This window comes from Mycolicibacterium stellerae (assembly GCF_003719305.1).
GTDB classification, from domain to species: Bacteria; Actinomycetota; Actinomycetes; order Mycobacteriales; family Mycobacteriaceae; genus Mycobacterium; species Mycobacterium stellerae.
Map to the genome: position 1 here is coordinate 1 of NZ_RARC01000054.1, position 17,449 is coordinate 17,449.

Sequence of the window (17,449 nt, forward strand, 5' to 3'; positions counted from 1 at the left end):
TGCAGGACGCGGCGAAGGCATACACCGGCATCGAGGATTTCCTGCATCGGGTGCGCAACCGGGTCGGCGCCGTCGAGCCGGGCGAATGGACGGCCGCGTTCGCCGCCGCGCTCGACGACGACCTTGCAGTGCCCATCGCGCTCGCCGAGATACACGCCGCACGTGCGGAAGGCAATCGGGCGTTGGAGGCTGGTGACCACGACACCGCGATGTCCCGGGCCTCCTCGATCCGGGCGATGATGGACATCCTCGGCTGCGACCCGCTCAACGAACGGTGGGAGTCCCGCGACGAGGCCTCGGCCGCGCTTGCTGCCGTCGATGTGTTGGTGCATGCAGAGATTCAGCGTCGTCAAGACGCCCGCGAGCGCAGGGACTGGGCCGAGGCCGACGCGATAAGGGACCGGCTGAAAAATGCGGGCGTCGAGGTGACTGACACCGCGGACGGACCGCAGTGGACGCTGATTGACGGGTACTGAGAAATAAATGGCAGGCAATTCCCAACGCAAAGGCGCGGTCCGCAAGGCAGGCACCAAGAAGGGCCCCCAGGTCGGATCGGGCGGCGTACGCCGCCGCGGTCTGGAAGGGCGCGGCGCCACACCGCCCGCACACCAACGGCCCAACCATCCCGCCGCCAAGGCCGCAAAGCGTGCCGCCAAGAACCAACAGCAGCGCAGGCAACAGAAGCGCACCGACGAAACCGAGGTGGTGCTCGGCCGCAACCCCGTGCTGGAGTGTCTGCGCGCGGGTGTTCCAGCGACCGCGCTCTACGTGGCGCTGGGCACTGACGCCGACGAACGCCTGACCGAATCGGTAAGGCGCGCAGCCGATGCCGGGATATCCATTCTTGAGGTGCCACGGGGCGACCTGGATCGCATCAGTGCGAACGGACTGAACCAGGGAATCGCGCTGCAGGTTCCGCCCTACCAATACGCTCACCCCGACGACCTGCTCGCCACCGCGACCAAGGACAGCAAGCCGGCTCTCCTTGTCGCATTGGACAACATCTCCGACCCGCGCAACCTGGGCGCAATCGTGCGTTCGGTGGCGGGCTTCGGCGGGCACGGCGTGCTGATCCCGCAGCGGCGGTCGGCGTCTGTCACCGCGGTTGCCTGGCGCACAAGTGCCGGTGCCGCTGCCAGGCTGCCGGTGGCCAGGGCGACGAATCTCACTCGGGCTCTGAAGAGTTGGCACGATGCGGGCCTTCAGGTGATCGGGCTCGACGCGGACGGTGACACCACGCTCGACGACCTCGACGGAACAGGCCCGATGGTCCTGGTCGTCGGCTCCGAGGGCAAAGGCCTGTCTCGGCTGGTGCGGGAAAACTGCGACACGGTGGTGTCCATCCCGATGGCGGGGCCGACGGAGTCGCTCAACGCCTCGGTAGCCGCGGGCGTGGTGCTGGCCGAGATCGCCCGCCAGCGACGGGGTTAGATCAAACGAGATCAGCCTCTGGCTGGCCCCTGGTCGGGGTAGAAGACGTCATTCATCGCCGTGATTGAAGCTGCACCAAGGGCGTCGTCTTTGAGAACGCCAGTGCCCAGACGCAGCTCAAATCTGCTGCCTATCAATAACTCTCACCATGTCTGATCGGCTACCGCCGTCTGCGCCGGCAAGATTCCCACATCGCAGTAGCCATCGCGACAGAACTGCGTCGCTGGCACCTTCATTCGACCTTGACGAGCCGGTAAGCGCTATTGCAAGCAAAGTTGCCACATAGGTAACGCAGTAATTGTCTGTGCGTATCGCTGTTATTAACGAGCGCGGTCTTCCCCGTCGCCATCGGAGACGCTAGGTTTCCACCACGTAACTTCTGACAACTCGAGTTGCTCTGCAGGCAACACCGAACTTAGGCTCGGTCCCACACAGCGACAGAAGACCGCACAGGTTGAGTGCCGTTGGCGCACTGGCACAACGCAGACAGCTGCAGATATGTCCACCCGATGACCGTTCGCCGAGCCACACCGAAGCAGGAGCCGAAATGACACTCACACCAGAGATCAGGGTACCGGGGCGACGGGAGCTACAAGTCGGGGCCCAGGATGTCCACCGCTGGATCCAAGACATGGGATGGCAGGTCCCGGGCGGACGCTCGAAGTACCCGACCAAATACCACTTCGACGGTGGCACCCGCGAGCAGTTCAAGCTGATCGTCGGTGAGTACTGCCGAATGGAGACGGAAAAGGACGATCGGCAGTACGGATCGCTGCTCGACAGTCTGGCGCGACTGCAGGCCGGTGGACGCATCGAGCCGCGGTGGGCCGAATCGATGAAGTTCGTCACCTCATTCCTCGAATTGGGTGAGTACGCCTCCATCGGCGGATCTGCGATGTTGATGGACGCCGTCGTCTCGCCCGAACAACGCAATGGTTACCTTGCGCAGGTCGAGGACGAGGTTCGTCACACCAATCAACTCGGCTATCTGAAAAAGTACTTCGCATCCCAGTACTACGATCCGGCGGGGTTCACCGCGGCACGCGGGCATCGGCACGGCAATCCGCTCTTTTGGAACAATAGGCAACAAGCTTGTGAGACGTTCGTATCCGGCGATCCAGTCTTGATCTCGCTCAATCTGCAGTTGGTTGCGGAGGCCTGTTTCACCAATCCGTTAGTGGTAGCCATGACTGAGTGGGCGGCCGCCAACGGCGACGAGGTTACGCCGACCGTCTTCCTGTCCATTCAGTCCGATGAACTCAGGCATATGGCCAACGGCTATCAGACGATCGTCTCAGTCATCGATAACGACGAGAACATGCAGTACTTGCAGACTGACCTCGAAAACGCCTTCTGGATTCAACACCGCGGGTTCAGTTCGATGGTCGGCCGGTCATTCGAGTACGGTGCCGTCAACCGTGCCGAACCATGGGCAAAGACATGGAACGACTGGGTCATCGAAGACTGGGGCGGCATCTGGATGGGCCGGTTCTCCAAGTTCGGTTTGGAATCTCCGCGCAATCTCGGTGACGCAAAGCGCGATGCCTATTGGGCACACCACAATTCATTTGCAATCGCCTACTCGCTCTGGCCATTCATCGGCTATCGGATGGAACTGCCGAACGATACTGACAAGGAATGGTTCGAGAGGCACTATCCAGGCTGGTACAGCTCGATGGGTCGGATATTCGACCGGTGGAAAGAAATTGGAGTCGAGGATCCCAGTAATCACACCAGCCCCGTTGAGCACCTGATCGAACTCGGAAAGGTTCTCCACATCTGCCGGGTGTGCCAGTCCCCCCTTATGGACCTTGCGCCCCAATCGCCGCAAAGCACCGCGGCAGTTGAGACGAGGATCATCGACTACGGCGGACGCAAGCATGCGCTGTGTTCAGATTGGTGCGAACGCATGTACTTGCAGGAGCCTGAACGCTACACCGGGCAGAACTTCTTGGAGATCTTCGACGGATGGGAATTGTCCGAGATCATCCGAGCCGTGGGCGGTGTACGAAGCGACGGCCGAACGCTGGTCGCCCAACCGCATCTGGACAGCGAGCGCATGTGGACACTGGATGACTTGGCGGCATGCAATATCGTCATCCGGGATCCGCATGTTGCCGGCGTAAGCTTCCAGAAGTTCTGACCGCACATGTCAAACACCGCATCGAACACCTACCGACGCACTCTGCTCAACCCTGCGCATGATGTGCAGCGCGAACCGCTTGAAACCGAGCGAACTCCAATACATTTCGCCTCCCCCTACGGCCGCAGGATCTCTGAGTACGAACAAGTCCTCCTCTACAGCCAGCCGAATCCCGATTGGATCAGGGGCGGCATCGGTGTAGGCGGCTGGTCCACACGCTTCCCCGGAGGACGAGGGGCGTGGGAGAACTACTTCACTGAGTCGCGCTGCACCGACTGGTTCGCATTCCGCGACCCTGAAGGCCGTTGGCAGAAGCCGTACGTGGCCGAAAAGGCCGATGAATGGCGTAACGCAGGTCGGTTGTTCTCAACCTTCAACAGCCGCGATCTTACGCGGCGTGCGGACCCCGTATGGATCCATACGATGATCGGAGATTACCTGGGCGCCTTAGCGTTACACGACTATGGGCTCTTCATGGCGTTGAATTCCGCCATCCGAGACTGCCTCGTGGACACGCTGAGGGTAGCAGTGGTCAACTGGGCGCTTGATCTGCTTGACAGCTCACAGCAGATTCAGGCCGAGAAGGTATACCTCGGGCAGGCCATCTCCGAATCGCTCGCCGAGGTGGCGCCGGCCAAGCAGTTGTGGCTCAACAGCCCTGACTTTGCCGGGGCGAGGACGTTCGTCGAACACCTCTGGCGCGACGGCTACGACCATATCGAAGTCATCTTCGCGCTTGGAATGATCTACGAGCCGCTCTTCGGGCGATTTATTCGTGACGAGTACTTCTACCGGTTCGCGCCAACTCACGGTGACCAACTCACACCTCAAGTGATATGGCCGTCACTGCGCTCCGCAGAGATGGCGAAGATCTGGATCAAGGAACTCTTCGGTCGGATACTCGGGTCTGACCCCGAGTTCGGTTCGTACAACCGACAGGTCATGGCTTGGTGGGCGCGGCGGTGGTTGCCGCGCACGGTCGAAGCCGTTGCGAACATATCCAACGTATACGGATCGACGGAAGTGTTGAAGAACGCCGCGGTTGACTCACCGCGCAGGATCTTCGAGATGCTTGCAGAGGACTGGGTCAACGAGTTTGCCTCAGTCTGGGGGTCCGACATAACGGTGCAGGATGTCTTGGAGATCTACGATGGCTGCCCGACAACCGTTGCGAGCTCGATATGACCGAGGCCAGCGTCAGCCGGCACGACTCGTACGGCGCATCCGTCGAGCGGCGCGTTACCAACATCGATGCCGACCAAGTTCGAGCCAATATGTTCAGTGATGCCGGCGTGGTCGAGTCTCGGCGCGTAGTGCTGACACTGACGAAGGCCGACGAAATCGAGGCGACGGTCGAGTGGCTTGAGGAGCGGTACTCCGATGACCCGAGCTTCACCATCGAAGACTGTGGAACTTTCTATCGCATTGACTGCGAGGAAGGCTTCGAGATCGACGCATACGAGATCAGTGAGCTATTGGGACGTCCGTTTTCGGTGTACGACCTGTTGGTCAACGTGTCGACAACGATCGGTCGTGCCTATGTCGATGGAGATATATTTGCAATCACCACCGACCTTATCGGGTGGGAGCGTGAACTCCCACGATGACCCGTGAACACAAGGTGGCGTTGACGTTTGAAGGCGCCGATCGCATCGATATCGTGTGCCGTGATGACGAAGACGTCATCACGGCGGCGCTCAGGCAAGGGTATCTACTTCTCAGCGATTGTCGTGAGGGCAGCTGTTCGACATGTCGTGGCTTTCTGGTGGACGGCGAATACGACCAACTGCTCCCGCACAGCCCACATGCCTTGAGTGACGCCGAGGAAGACGATGGCCTGATTCTGACGTGCCGGTTGCGTCCGTCAAGCGATCTCGAGATCGACTTCGATTACCCAGCAGACCGTGTGGGGCGCTACGAAGAAGGCACCCGCAACGGACAGATTGTCGCGATCGAATCCCTGTCGGACAGTGTGGCGCGAGTCATGGTCCGTACCAATGCTGCTCAGGCGCCGTTGCAGTGGGAAGCCGGTCAGTACGCTCAGGTGACACTGACCACGATCGGCGTTACGCGAGCCTATTCCATGGCCAACGTCTGCGGCGCCGACCGCGAGTTGGAGTTCCTGATACGCCTGCTGCCGGAGGGCCGTTTCTCCGGTCATGTCGCGGCGGGGACAGCGCTAGGTGAGCCCGTGCGAATCCGTGGGCCATACGGACACTTCACGTTTCGCGGATGCACCAATCCTGTCTTCGTTGCTGGCGGAACGGGACTTGCGCCCGTGCTTGCGATGCTACGTGAGCTCGCGACCAAAGCACCGGCTACCACGGCGACATTGGTGTTCGGCGCCAAAACGGATCTAGATTTGCTGTGTTCGGAAGAACTTTCCGAAATCCAGTCAGTCATGCCATATCTCGACGTGATTGCGACCGTCGGAAACCCCACCCCGGTGTGGGCAGGACCCGTCGGTGGCGTGACGGCACATCTTAACTCTGTCGAGCCGTCGGCGTCTTTCTACCTATGTGGACCACCCGGCTTGGTCAGCGCGTGTGAGGCGCACTTGACCGAACGGGATGTGCCGCGCGGCCGGATCCACGCCGAGCGCTTCGTCGAGACAAGAGAGGGCCAGCAATGACTAGAAGGGCCAGGGCCAAGGCCAACGCCGGAGCGACGCCGCGCACCAGCTATCCGCCCTATGGCGACCAAAGCCTGCGCGGGGAATGGACGGCACGACTCACTCAAGTCGCAACGCTGCAGGACTCGGTCGGACTGCTCACCGCTTGGCGAAACGGCCGCGGCGGCAACCCTCTTGAGGAAACGGACTTTCTATGGATCGAAGCACGCATCGAGGATCGGGTTGCGGTGCTGCGATTCGCCGAACTCAGCTCTGAGTCGATCGAGACGATGACCCTGACGGGTGAATCGATCGAAGAGGTGTGCGCAGCGGCGCTCGCTGATGCGACGGCCGCGAACAGCGTCGAGGATTTGGAAGCAGTGGTCATGGCATTCCGCCGGCGGTTCAAACCGCCGATGATGCCAACCGTGCCGTTCATGAGAACCGAGACACAGCTGGCGGAGATTCTCATCAAATTGCGCTGCAAGGGCTGGTTCGACGAGCCTTTGGACGATCTGCGCCGTCGCAGAAACGCATCCGTAATCACCACCGACATCGCTATCAGCTAACAACTGCACACACAAACGACGCCAAATTGTTGTTGGCGGCAGGCGACGCTGCCCGCTCCCAGAATTCATCACGACCAAAGGAGGCCAAATCGTGCCAAAACTTGAGTTCTTACAGCAGTCGAACGGGCTAGGTTACCTACTATTGTTCGGTCCCGGTGTAGTGCTGCTGCTTATCGCGCTCGCTGTAAAAGGGGCGGTCAAGACAACCCACAATTTTGTGATATCGGGTCGTCTGCTCGGTTTCGGCTTTGGTGTCGCGTCCCTTATTTCGGTGTGGACGTGGTCGATGGCAGTCATGCTGTCTTCTGCACAAGCGTACACGTGGGGCACGTCAGGACTGCTTTGGTTCATCGTGCCAAACGGCCTCGCAGTAATCATTATGGTGCCGTTTGGGCTAAAAGTTCGGCAGAAGATGCCGGCCGGCTACACACTGGCCGAGTTCATTCGAGCCCGGTTCCAAATGGGGCTCAGCAGTGTCGCCACTCTGGTGTTCTTGATCCTCGCCCTGCTCGGCGTGATCATGATTAACCTGGCCGGCCTGGTTTTGGTGATGCGAACGATCTTCGGGCTGACTCCGGTCAGCATCGTGATCATCGGCATCGTCGTCGTGACCGTCTACTCATACTTCGGCGGCCTGACGACGTCGGCGGTGACCGGAACCCTGAACACCCTCCTGCTGGGGGTCGGTTCCTCCATCGTCGTGCTCTTTGCCCTGGCCAAGGCCGGCGGCGCGCAGCTGGTGTTCGATGAGGTCGATGCGCTGGGCGACCAGCACCTCAACCCATTCAACCCTGTCACCGCGGCGAGCTTCGGCTTTGCGCTGGCCCTGGGATTGTTGACCAATGTCATTGCTGATCAATCGTTTTGGCAACGAGTGTGGGCCATTCGGCCAAAGGATCTGGGTCGCAGTTTCCTGTGGGCGGGAATCTGGTTCTACCCCATCCCTATGGCACTGGGTCTGATCGGCTTCATAGGCGTGGCCTATCACGTGACACCGGAGGAGCTGGGATCGCTGGGCGCCGGTGCAGTTGGCCCGCACGTGATCGCCAGCCTCGGGCTGCCGGTTGTGATCATCGCGCTCTACACGCTGGTGGTCGTGAACGCATGTTTCGCCGCGATCGACGGAGCGCTCTCCGGTGTCACGTCGCTGGTCGCCGTCGACATCGTCGACCGCTACTGGCCCGCGGTATCCGAGCGAACCTTGCTCGCAATCACCAAGACCAGCATGCTCGTTGCCGCTGCTGTAGCCGGTGGCGTAGTCCTGACCGGCATCGACTACGTCCAACTCGTCACTACCGTCTATTTCTATGGGACGAGCCTGCTGGTGCCGGTCACGTTGAGCATCTTCTGGTCGCGGATGACCGGCACCGGTTACGTGTCCGGGGTCCTCGCCGGGATGGTCGTCGGGGGCCCCATACGCGAAACCATGGGCCCAACCTACGGGCCCTTGTTCGGAATGATCGCCCTAATTGCCGCCTCGACGCTGGTGTCGGTCTTCGTCAGTCTGCGGGCAAAGACCGTCTTCGACTTCGACACGCTGGCTGAAGGCAAATCCGCTCTGTTGGAACGAGGAGGCGGCAGGTCGACCGCCGAAGACTCACCATCGGCGTTGTCGGACCATGTCGTGCCCGACCCCGCCGGCCAACAGTAGATCCAAACAGCAATCAGAAAGGCGGTACTACCGTGGTCACTTTTTACATCGGCGCCGGAATCGGGCTGGTTCTCGCTGTGGTCTACCTCATTGCCGGCACTATGAGCTTCTTGCGAATCCGTCGCGAATTGATCGTGGGAGGTTGGGAACTCGATGATCCCGAAGGCGGTGAGGGAGCTACCACCCCAGAAGCTGTTGCTGTGGTTCCAGGATTCAGCTGGAAAGCCGGTCTCGCCGTACTCGCGTCATTTGTCATTCTGGTCATCGCGTCCTACAGCGGCACGTTCTGGTACCTGATGGCCTTCAGCGGCCTTGGCACAGCAGCGGCCGTGATCATCGCGTTCGTGATCGAGTTGCGTACCGAGCACCGAGCCGGGACGACCTCTGCCGCCACGCGAGACGATCGGCGCACCATGGTGCCGCCCACCGCGAAGTGACCAATGAGCCGTCAGATGGCCTCCGCCTTCTTACCCGCCCATGTGTAAAGGACCTGGACATGTCGCGCGGTGCCTACCCCAATCCATCGGTGGCGCCGGAGTTCCCGGAAGTTCTTGTCTACCCCATTGGTGCCGTCGCAAAGTGGCAGGCCGGTCGGATCGCCCGTGAAGTGGGGCAAATCTTGTTGAAGCACAACGCTGCTCAGAGCGCGCGGATCCGATTAACGGCCTTCGGCTGTGCAGGCAACCTACGGGTGCAAGTGAATCTGAAAGTGGAAGGCACCGATGCGCGGGTCCAGGCAGTCATCGCCGGCGCAGACGACTTTTCGACAGTGCTGGCGCGGTTGGACGACCGAGTCTCACAGCTGTGGGGGTCGTGGCGGCCACCTCAGTGGCCCGATCTATCGCGCTGGCAGGTGCCACCCCCGACGGGGGCGAAGATCACTCGGTTCAAGATGGTGACACCGGTTTGCTGCACGCCGCTACAGGCGGTGCGGGCGATGGATGCCATGGACTATGACGTGCACCTGTTCAACGACAAGGAAACAGGTGAAGACGCAATCGTGTACCGGGCCGGGCCATCCGGGATGAGGCTATCTCGACAGCGCCGGATGTATCCACCGGCCTGGCTGCGCTGGCCTTCGGGAGTGCCCGACGACAAGCCGCGAATCGTCGTGAACTCGTTTCGCACCCCGACAATCTCCGTGAGCGATGCTCTGGATCGAGTCTGTTCACATCAGTTGCGCTTCCTCTTCTTCACCGACACGACCAGTGGTCGCGGCCACCTACTGCATCCCCGCTGTGACGGGAACCTGAGTCTGGTTGTGCCCAAGGGAATCCGCCACAACGATGATTGAGCAATCAAGACGGCTGGCGACCGCTCCAGATTCAGGCGGTCAGGACAAGAATTGTTGTAACACACTGCAGCGGGAGGACTTACCTGGTGAGTAGCACCCTCGATGAACCCAAAGAAGTGCTCATGCGCCGCGCATTGGACAACATGAGTCAACACATTGCCGATTCGACTCTGACGATCCGCCAGAAGGTCGCACTGACTTGTCGCGCGTTATTTGACGCCGGGCATGACTCCGGGTTGGCCGGACAGATCACCGCGCGCGGTGACCACACGGCGACATATCTGACCCAGCGGCTCGGTTTGGGATTCGATGAAGTCACCGCCGGAAATCTTCTACTGGTCGACGAGGATCTCAATGTTCTCGATGGGGACGGAATGGCCAATCCCGCCAACCGCTTTCACTCCTGGATCTACCGAGCTCGGCCCGATGTGCAGTGCATCGTGCACACCCACCCTTTCCATGTTGCGGCCCTTTCCATGCTCAAAGTACCTCTGGTCGTGTCGCATATGGATCTGACACCGCTTTACGATGATTGCGCTTTCATGCCCGACTGGCCCGGGATACCCGTCGGCAACGAAGAGGGCGAGATCATCAGTGCTGCACTCGGCGACAAGAGGGCTGTCCTGCTGGCCCACCACGGCCACGTAATCGCCGGTACAAGCGTCGAAGAGGCTTGTTCGCTTGCGATGCTTATCGAACGGGGGGCCAAGCTCCAACTGGCAGCAATGGCAGCTGGCACCATCGCTCCGATTCCGGAGACTCTCGCACGCGAGGCCCATGATTGGACCCTCACGCCAAAGCGTAGTCAGGCCAACTTCGCATACTACGCACGGCAGACATTGTCCCGCCATCCCGACGCCGTAACTGACTGATCCGCAAGTCATCTCACGAAAGGAACCCCTCATGGCATACACCGGAGCCGAATTCTACGGAGTCATCGCTTACCCGGTCACACCCTTCACCGCGGAGGGGAGCGCCGTTGAAACGGCGACCCTGAAGGCAATGGTTGAGTCTTTGGTCACCGCGGGGGTCCATGCGATAGCCCCCTTGGGCAGCACCGGCGAAGCGGCCTACCTAAACGAGTACGAGTTCGACAGCGTCGTCGACACCACAGTCGGTGCCGTCGCCGGGCGCGTGCCGGTCATCGTGGGCGCTTCCGACCTGACTACGGCGAACACCATTCGTCGTGCCAAGTATGCACAACAGGCGGGTGCCGACGCTGTGATGGTGTTGCCAGTTTCCTACTGGCCGTTGACCGAACGGGAGATCTTCCAGCACTACGCTGCAATTGGCGCGGCAATTGGGATTCCGATTATGGCCTACAACAATCCAGCCACAAGCGGCATCGATATGAGCCCAGAGTTGCTCGTTGAGATGTTCACTGCCATAGACAATCTCACCATGGTCAAGGAGTCGACCGGTGACCTTGAGCGAATGCTGCGCATTAAAGCACTCTCGAGCGGTTCGCTGCCTTTCTACAACGGTAGCAATCCGCTGGTTCTCAAGGCACTGACCGCAGGTGCCAGCGGCTGGTGTACCGCCGCGCCGAACCTGCGCGCCCAACCCTGCCTTGACCTGTACGCCGCAGTCAAGGAGGGCAATATCGAAGGCGCGGAAAAGATTTACGGCGATCTAGCGCCTTTGTTGCGGTTCATAGTTGGCGGTGGACTGCCGACGACGGTGAAAGCCGGTCTACGGCTGCTGGGCGTCGAAGCCGGTGATCCGCGGCCCCCTCTGCTGCCGCTGGAGGCCTCCGCTAGCGGTGAACTCCAGGCAATGATGGCCCAGGCGTGAGCGTCGGATGGCATGGGTTTGGGACACCCCAGGTCATGGCAATGCGGCCACACCCGCGTGTTGCCTTGGGGTCAACACTTGGATAGTGTGCGGTCATGACGTCGGTTGTAGATCTCGACGCGGTGGGGCCGCGATTGAAATCGGCACGCGAAGCAAGGGGGTTGACGCTTGATCAGGTCGCCGAATTGTCCGGGCTATCCAAAGCGCATCTGTCGCGTCTGGAATCCGGTGAGCGCCAAGCCTCTATCGGTGCATTGGTTGACCTCGCTGCTGCACTGAGCGTTCGGGTCAGCACTATCCTTGGTGAGGACGGTGCTGGTCCCGAATTAGCGACCTTCCCCGTGGACGTGCCACGCCACTCTGCGGGAGGGCTCGAAATCGCCGTCTGCAGTGGCTTTCTCAACTCGGGCAGCATAGAAGCCCTTAGGGTTCGAGTGAAGCCGAACAGGCCTGGCGGAGTTCCCGCACAGCACCGGGGTGAAGAATGGCTATATGTACTCAGCGGCACGCTCCAACTGGAGTATGACGACGTCAAGTATTCGATACCTGCCCATACCGCGGTTCACTTCAATGCTGCACGACCACACCGGATGACATCACGGGTAGTCACCGAAGTCCTACTTGTCGCGGCGACTGATCAGACCGATTTGGCGAGAATTCGACACTGACCTGTGCGACGGCTGGTTCACAGCGAATTGTCGGCCAGCGCGACCAGGTACACGAGGCGACTCGAGTAGCCTCCACTCGTTGTAACATTCTCGGCTGATTGACCTCGAGATGGCCCTGCACCCTGTGGACTCGAGTGTACTCGCGACCCCGACAAGCACCGGATGCGTCGCGATGTGCGAGGCATACCTTGGCCCCGAATTCGACATTCACGCAGGCGGAATGGACCTGATCTTCCCGCACCACGAGAACGAGATCGCTCAGGCCGAAGCCGTCGGTGACCGGTTCGCCCGCTTCTGGTTGCACAACGGCTGGGTGACCATGGGCGGCGAGAAGATGAGCAAGTCGCTTGGCAATGTGCTGGCCATACCCGCTGTGCTGCAACGGGTTCGGCCGGCCGAGCTGCGGTACTACCTCGGCAGCGCGCACTACCGCTCGATGCTGGAGTTCTCCGAGACCGCACTGCAGGACGCGGCGAAGGCATACACCGGCATCGAGGATTTCCTGCATCGGGTGCGCAACCGGGTCGGCGCCGTCGAGCCGGGCGAATGGACGGCCGCGTTCGCCGCCGCGCTCGACGACGACCTTGCGGTGCCCATCGCGCTCGCCGAGATACACGCCGCACGTGCGGAAGGCAATCGGGCGTTGGAGGCGCCACACCGCCCGCACACCAGCGGCCCAACCATCCCGCCGCCAAGGCTGCAAAGCGTGCCGCCAAGAACCAACAGCAGCGCAGGCAACAGAAGCGCACCGACGAAACCGAGGTGGTGCTCGGCCGCAACCCCGTGCTGGAGTGCCTGCGCGCGGGTGTTCCAGCGACCGCGCTCTACGTGGCGCTGGGCACTGACGCCGACGAACGCCTGACCGAATCGGTAAGGCGCGCAGCCGATGCCGGGATATCCATTCTTGAGGTGCCACGGGGCGACCTGGATCGCATCAGTGCGAACGGACTGAACCAGGGAATCGCGCTGCAGGTTCCGCCCTACCAATACGCTCACCCCGACGACCTGCTCGCCGCCGCGACCAAGGACAGCAAGCCGGCTCTCCTTGTCGCATTGGACAACATCTCCGACGTTACCGCCGTTGCCTGGCGCACAAGTGCCGGTGCCGCCGCCAGGCTGCCGGTGGCCAGGGCGACGAATCTCACTCGGGCTCTGAAGAGTTGGCACGATGCGGGCCTTCAGGTGATCGGGCTCGACGCGGACGGTGACACCACGCTCGACGACCTCGACGGAACAGGCCCGATGGTCCTGGTCGTCGGCTCCGAGGGCAAAGGCCTGTCTCGGCTGGTGCGGGAAAACTGCGACACGGTGGTGTCCATCCCGATGGCGGGGCCGACGGAGTCGCTCAACGCCTCAGTAGCCGCGGGCGTGGTGCTGGCCGAGATCGCCCGCCAGCGACGGGGTTAGCGCACCGAGTCGCGCCGCGGCCTGGTCAACGTGAACTTGTCGACCGGGACTGCCGCGCCGAGCAGGCCATTGACCGCGTAATACGTCGCCGCAATCGTTGTCCGCCCGCCGGGGACGCCGGGGTCGACATCGAATGCCACGAAGCCGCACGGGTTATGCATGTCGCGGAACGCAGACCACGGCGCCGACTCCTCGACGTACCGGGGCGATTTGCGCCCAGTCGCCGGATCGATGTCGCCGACACCGCTGAGTACCCGGCAGCGCGCCTCCCGGAACAACATGCCGTTGGACGGGATGGACGTCCCACCGCCCCCGATGACCAGATGCACCGTTCCGAGGCTGGTGTCGATGACGTCCGTCCCGCTGTCGACGGGCAGCGGTGTGAGCGTGTCACTGGGCAGAATGCCCCGGATCGCGTGAGACCGCTCGTAGTGGTGCTCGTGCCCGCACACCACCAGGTCCACTCCATAGCGATCGAACAGCGGCATCCACATCTCCCGGATCGACAAATCGGCGCCGTTGGTTCGGTTGCCGGTCGAAACCGCTGTCTGGTGCATGCACACCACGATCCAGTCGATGCTGTGATCGGAGCGCGTGCGCGCGAGTTCACCTTCAAGCCAGCGCTTTTGGCCCCCGCCGGAATAACCACGAACGTACGAATTGCCGCCATCCTGGTAGCAGATATCGTCGTTGGCGAGGACGATCACCCGCACCGAGCCCGCCGTGAACGCGTACCACAGGCCGCGCAGCTCTGCGTCGGCGCCGGAATCAGGCACTGCGAAGTAGGTCTGGAACGCCTGGTAGCCGACCGGCCCGTTACCGAGTTCGTTCTCATGATTGCCTGCCGCGGGCATCCACGGCCGGTATCTCGCTGACCTCGAGTTGTTCTCGAACCAATCGGACCATGTCTTCACCCGGTCACGTGACAGGTTCGCATAGCAGAGGTCGCCATTGACCAGGTTGAACAGCGGCGCGGCATGCTCAACCGCACTCGTGATGTCGCCTGCGGAGGGGGAACCGCGGTTGTCGCGCCCGAAGGCGCGCGCGACCGACGCATCCAGCGTCGGGGTCGACTGGTCACCGAAGCTGGTGAACCTCAGCGCTGCGCGCCCCCGAGGCGCCGTCCGTAGCGTCCCCACCGCGGGATCGGCACCATCGTGCATCGCCGCGTAGACGTAGTGCGCATCGGGACACAGTCCGGTGATCCTGGCGTGGTGTGCGTAGACCGCCTTCCCTGACACCGCGTCGCGGTAAGCGCTCGTCTCGGCGGCGACCAGTCGGCCGAGCCCGTCGTGGGGTGTGCCGAAATCCACGCGCGGCCTGGCGACCGGGGTGCGGGTGTGCCAAGACACCACGACCTCTGTCGACGCGTCGGCGCCGAACTGGAGATGGAGGCCGCCCACTGGCTGTGAATCGATCGCGAGCGCCATCACATTACCTTCGTCAGGGTCGTCAGCTTCGGCGCCATGCCCGCACCCGGTTTGGCTCTCCTCATCCGCTTCGCCAACCAGGGCGCCGCGAACGCCGCGGTCCATCGCAGGTTGGACCGGAAGTCCCGCACGGGCGGGGCCGACGAAAGCAGAGCAGCTGATCGCGAGGTGAGCTCGTGTGAAATCGCAAGTCTGTCGAGGACTCTCGCAGCGAAGCGCTCATGCCCCAGTGGCGAAAGATGGATGCGGTCGCTGTCCCACAGTCGCGAGTCCTGGAACTCCGAATAACGCCAGAAGTCGACAAGAGTTAGGTCGAGGTCGTCGGCGATACCGCGCAGCAGTTCGTTGTACACCGCTGCGCGGCCGCGCAGCCACCGGAACAGCGGCACAGTACCGAGATCTGCTGCCGTGAAGGTGAGCACGACGGCACCGGTCTGCTGCAGCGTCTTGAGCCCATCGGCGTACCTGGCCATCATGGCGTCGACGTCGTTGCGAGGCAGGAGCAGGTTGTTCATGCCCGCATAGATGGTGACCAGATCCGGTTCGAGCATGACGGCGGTCTGAAGCTGTTCGTCGAGGATCTCGTCCATTCGCCTTCCACGTACCGCGAGATTGGCGTAACGCAGCTCGGGGTTCATCTGTGCCAGCGACAAAGCCACCCGATCAGCCCAACCACGCAGACCGTTGGGACTCTGCGGATACGGGTCACCAACACCTTCGGTGAACGAGTCGCCGAGCGCCACATACCGAGAGAACACGCTCACGGCTCCAATTTTGCGGATCACACGCAGAATCGCTAATCGCATCGCCACAGATCAGCGAGTAGACGTCAACCGTCCCACCGTTGTTCGCGTCGCCGTAACCATTTCTTACGCAGAGCCGACCGATCATGTGCCCGAAGGGGAGGAGAGGACCGATGACCGCCCTGCGGACGGACACCGGAATCGCCCTTTCGTACTCGGGTCGGTTCAAGTTCGGCATCGACCAGTGGGAGTACGTGCCGTTCGACGTACCCGAGGGCATCAACCGGATCGACGTGCACACGTCGCACGATCAGTTCTCACTGCTCGGGATCGGCCGCAACGTGCTGGACCTCGGCATCTTCGGGCCCGCAGGCCATCAGCTCGGCAACACCGCGGGCTTTCGCGGCTGGTCGGGAGGTGCGCGGGCGGGGTTCGTGCTCTCGGCGGTCAACGCGACTCCCGGCTATCTGGCCGGCCCGATCGACCCCGGCCGATGGGCACTGGCGCTCGGCCCCGTCGTGCTCAACCCGCTGGGAATGGATTGGCAGGCTCAGGTCGTGCTCACCGAGGGTGTGCAGCCGTCCTTACGCGGTGAACCCCGTGCACACACCGCCGCGTGCAAAGATCCTCGCGCAGGCTGGTACCGGGGCGACTTACACACTCACACAGTACATTCCGACGGCCGTCGCCGGATCGAGGAAATGGCCGCCGCGGCCGAGGCGGCGGGCCTGGATTTCATCGTCTCCACTGACCACAACACCAACTCCGCCAACCGGGCGTGGACCGCCAGCAGCACCGACCTGGAGGTCATCGCGGGCGAGGAGGTGACCACCCGCCACGGCCACTGGCTGGCGGTCGGGCTGCCGCAGGGAGGTTGGGTCGACTGGCGCTACGGCCCGCGCGACGGTGTCTTCTCGGACTATGCCGCACAGGTTCGCGCCGATGGCGGCTTGGTGGTGGCCGCGCACCCGTCGGTGCCGCTTCCGGGTTGCGCGTGGGAGTTCGGCTACCACGACGTGGACGCCATCGAGGTGTGGAATGGCGTGTGGAATGTCGATGACGAACTGTCGCTGCGTATCTGGCATCAGTTGCTGCGGCAGGGGCGACGAGTCACCGCGGTCGGGGGAAGCGACTCCCATGTTTCGGATCAACCCGTCGGGCGACCGCAGACCATCGTCTTCGCCGAGGAACTGTCGACGCCGGGGATCGTCGACGGCCTGCGGCGGGGTCGCTGTTATGTGGCCGAGTCGGGCGCAGTGTCGTTGGTGCTCAACGCGTCCCACGACTGCAACACGGTCACTGTTGCCGCAGAGGCGCGCGGCGCGCCCAATTGCACGATCTCCCTCATCACCGACGGCGGCTGTGTTGGTCGGGCCAAGACCGACGACGACGGGGTAGGCGGCCTGACATGGACGGCAGCGAGCGGGACGGCTCGGTTCGCCAGGGTGGAGGTGCGGCGCCGCGCGCGCTTCCCTTCAATGGTGGCGCTCTCAAACCCGATGTGGCTGAACGCCAACCGTCCATCTTTGATCTAGCTAGTAGGGCGGGATGTCGACTTCGTTGAGTCTGCGTTCGGCTTGGATGCGCGCGGCTTCGTCGGCTGCGCGGGTGCGTTGTCGGCGGGGCATCATCAGGCCGCGATGTTCGGCGTTGGGTGGGGGTGGTTGGCCGGTGGCGGGTGGGAGTTCGGCGGTGGTGACGTTCCAGG

The 17,449-nt window shown here is 62.2% G+C and carries 17 protein-coding genes and 1 pseudogene; 16 read left to right on the forward strand and 2 right to left on the reverse strand.

What is annotated here, in order from left to right:
* From D6M19_RS33270 to D6M19_RS33340, 15 genes and pseudogenes are all read left to right on the forward strand, one after another.
* On the forward strand, window positions 1-476 hold a 476-nt coding region (locus D6M19_RS33270; protein ID WP_327389846.1), incomplete at its 5' end, for a CysS/YqeB C-terminal domain-containing protein.
* 7 nt (window positions 477-483) lie between these two features.
* Entirely contained in the window at window positions 484-1,431 is a 948-nt protein-coding gene (gene rlmB / locus D6M19_RS33275; RefSeq protein WP_123029558.1) for a 23S rRNA (guanosine(2251)-2'-O)-methyltransferase RlmB, read from the forward strand.
* 547 nt (window positions 1,432-1,978) lie between these two features.
* Entirely contained in the window at window positions 1,979-3,574 is a 1,596-nt protein-coding gene (locus D6M19_RS33280; protein WP_123029559.1) for a ferritin family protein, read from the forward strand.
* A 6-nt stretch (window positions 3,575-3,580) separates the two neighbouring features.
* A complete protein-coding gene (locus D6M19_RS33285) occupies window positions 3,581-4,759 on the forward strand; it encodes a ferritin family protein (protein WP_123029560.1) in 1,179 nt (392 codons plus the stop codon).
* Window positions 4,756-5,181: an MmoB/DmpM family protein gene (locus tag D6M19_RS33290; RefSeq protein ID WP_123029561.1), complete on the forward strand. Its 426-nt coding sequence runs from the start codon at window positions 4,756-4,758 to the stop codon at window positions 5,179-5,181. Before D6M19_RS33285 ends, D6M19_RS33290 begins: the two co-directional genes overlap by 4 nt.
* Window positions 5,178-6,206 (forward strand): FAD-binding oxidoreductase, encoded by a 1,029-nt coding sequence (locus D6M19_RS33295; protein WP_123029562.1) that lies wholly within the window; start codon window positions 5,178-5,180, stop codon window positions 6,204-6,206. The genes D6M19_RS33290 and D6M19_RS33295 overlap by 4 nt, the downstream gene beginning before the upstream one ends.
* Entirely contained in the window at window positions 6,203-6,754 is a 552-nt protein-coding gene (locus D6M19_RS33300; protein WP_123029563.1) for a methane monooxygenase, read from the forward strand. Before D6M19_RS33295 ends, D6M19_RS33300 begins: the two co-directional genes overlap by 4 nt.
* A gap of 91 nt (window positions 6,755-6,845) precedes the next feature.
* Window positions 6,846-8,405, forward strand: a complete 1,560-nt coding sequence (locus D6M19_RS33305) for a sodium:solute symporter family protein (RefSeq protein WP_123029564.1) — start codon at window positions 6,846-6,848, stop codon at window positions 8,403-8,405.
* A gap of 32 nt (window positions 8,406-8,437) precedes the next feature.
* Entirely contained in the window at window positions 8,438-8,842 is a 405-nt protein-coding gene (locus tag D6M19_RS33310; RefSeq protein ID WP_123029565.1) for a hypothetical protein, read from the forward strand.
* 260 nt (window positions 8,843-9,102) lie between these two features.
* On the forward strand, window positions 9,103-9,699 hold the full coding sequence (locus D6M19_RS33315) for a sigma 54 modulation/S30EA ribosomal C-terminal domain-containing protein (RefSeq protein ID WP_234835165.1): 597 nt from the start codon (window positions 9,103-9,105) through the stop codon (window positions 9,697-9,699).
* A gap of 86 nt (window positions 9,700-9,785) precedes the next feature.
* Window positions 9,786-10,571, forward strand: a complete 786-nt coding sequence (locus D6M19_RS33320; protein ID WP_123029567.1) for an aldolase — start codon at window positions 9,786-9,788, stop codon at window positions 10,569-10,571.
* A 31-nt stretch (window positions 10,572-10,602) separates the two neighbouring features.
* Window positions 10,603-11,493, forward strand: coding sequence for a dihydrodipicolinate synthase family protein (locus D6M19_RS33325; RefSeq protein ID WP_123029568.1), 891 nt, complete (start codon window positions 10,603-10,605; stop codon window positions 11,491-11,493).
* A gap of 95 nt (window positions 11,494-11,588) precedes the next feature.
* The gene (locus D6M19_RS33330; RefSeq protein WP_123029569.1) at window positions 11,589-12,161 is read left to right on the forward strand and encodes a helix-turn-helix domain-containing protein; all 573 of its coding nucleotides are present in this window, start codon (window positions 11,589-11,591) and stop codon (window positions 12,159-12,161) included.
* 157 nt (window positions 12,162-12,318) lie between these two features.
* A pseudogene (locus tag D6M19_RS33335) lies at window positions 12,319-12,813 on the forward strand (class I tRNA ligase family protein); the annotation flags it as partial.
* Window positions 12,708-13,568 carry a TrmH family RNA methyltransferase gene (locus D6M19_RS33340; protein ID WP_123029570.1) on the forward strand — a complete coding sequence of 287 codons (861 nt, stop codon included), beginning with the start codon at window positions 12,708-12,710 and terminating at the stop codon, window positions 13,566-13,568. The pseudogene D6M19_RS33335 and the gene D6M19_RS33340, both read left to right, overlap by 106 nt.
* Here D6M19_RS33340 and D6M19_RS33345 read toward each other — a convergent pair.
* Together D6M19_RS33345 and D6M19_RS33350 are read right to left on the reverse strand one after the other, a co-directional pair.
* Window positions 13,565-15,103 (reverse strand): purple acid phosphatase family protein, encoded by a 1,539-nt coding sequence (locus D6M19_RS33345; RefSeq protein WP_123029571.1) that lies wholly within the window; start codon window positions 15,101-15,103, stop codon window positions 13,565-13,567. The genes D6M19_RS33340 and D6M19_RS33345 overlap by 4 nt on opposite strands.
* Window positions 14,998-15,804 (reverse strand): SGNH/GDSL hydrolase family protein, encoded by an 807-nt coding sequence (locus D6M19_RS33350; RefSeq protein WP_123029573.1) that lies wholly within the window; start codon window positions 15,802-15,804, stop codon window positions 14,998-15,000. Before D6M19_RS33350 ends, D6M19_RS33345 begins: the two co-directional genes overlap by 106 nt.
* 110 nt (window positions 15,805-15,914) lie before the next feature.
* Here D6M19_RS33350 and D6M19_RS33355 point away from each other — a divergent pair, with 110 nt between their 5' ends.
* On the forward strand, window positions 15,915-17,276 hold the full coding sequence (locus D6M19_RS33355; protein ID WP_123029572.1) for a CehA/McbA family metallohydrolase: 1,362 nt from the start codon (window positions 15,915-15,917) through the stop codon (window positions 17,274-17,276).
* Window positions 17,277-17,449 lie beyond the last annotated feature (173 nt).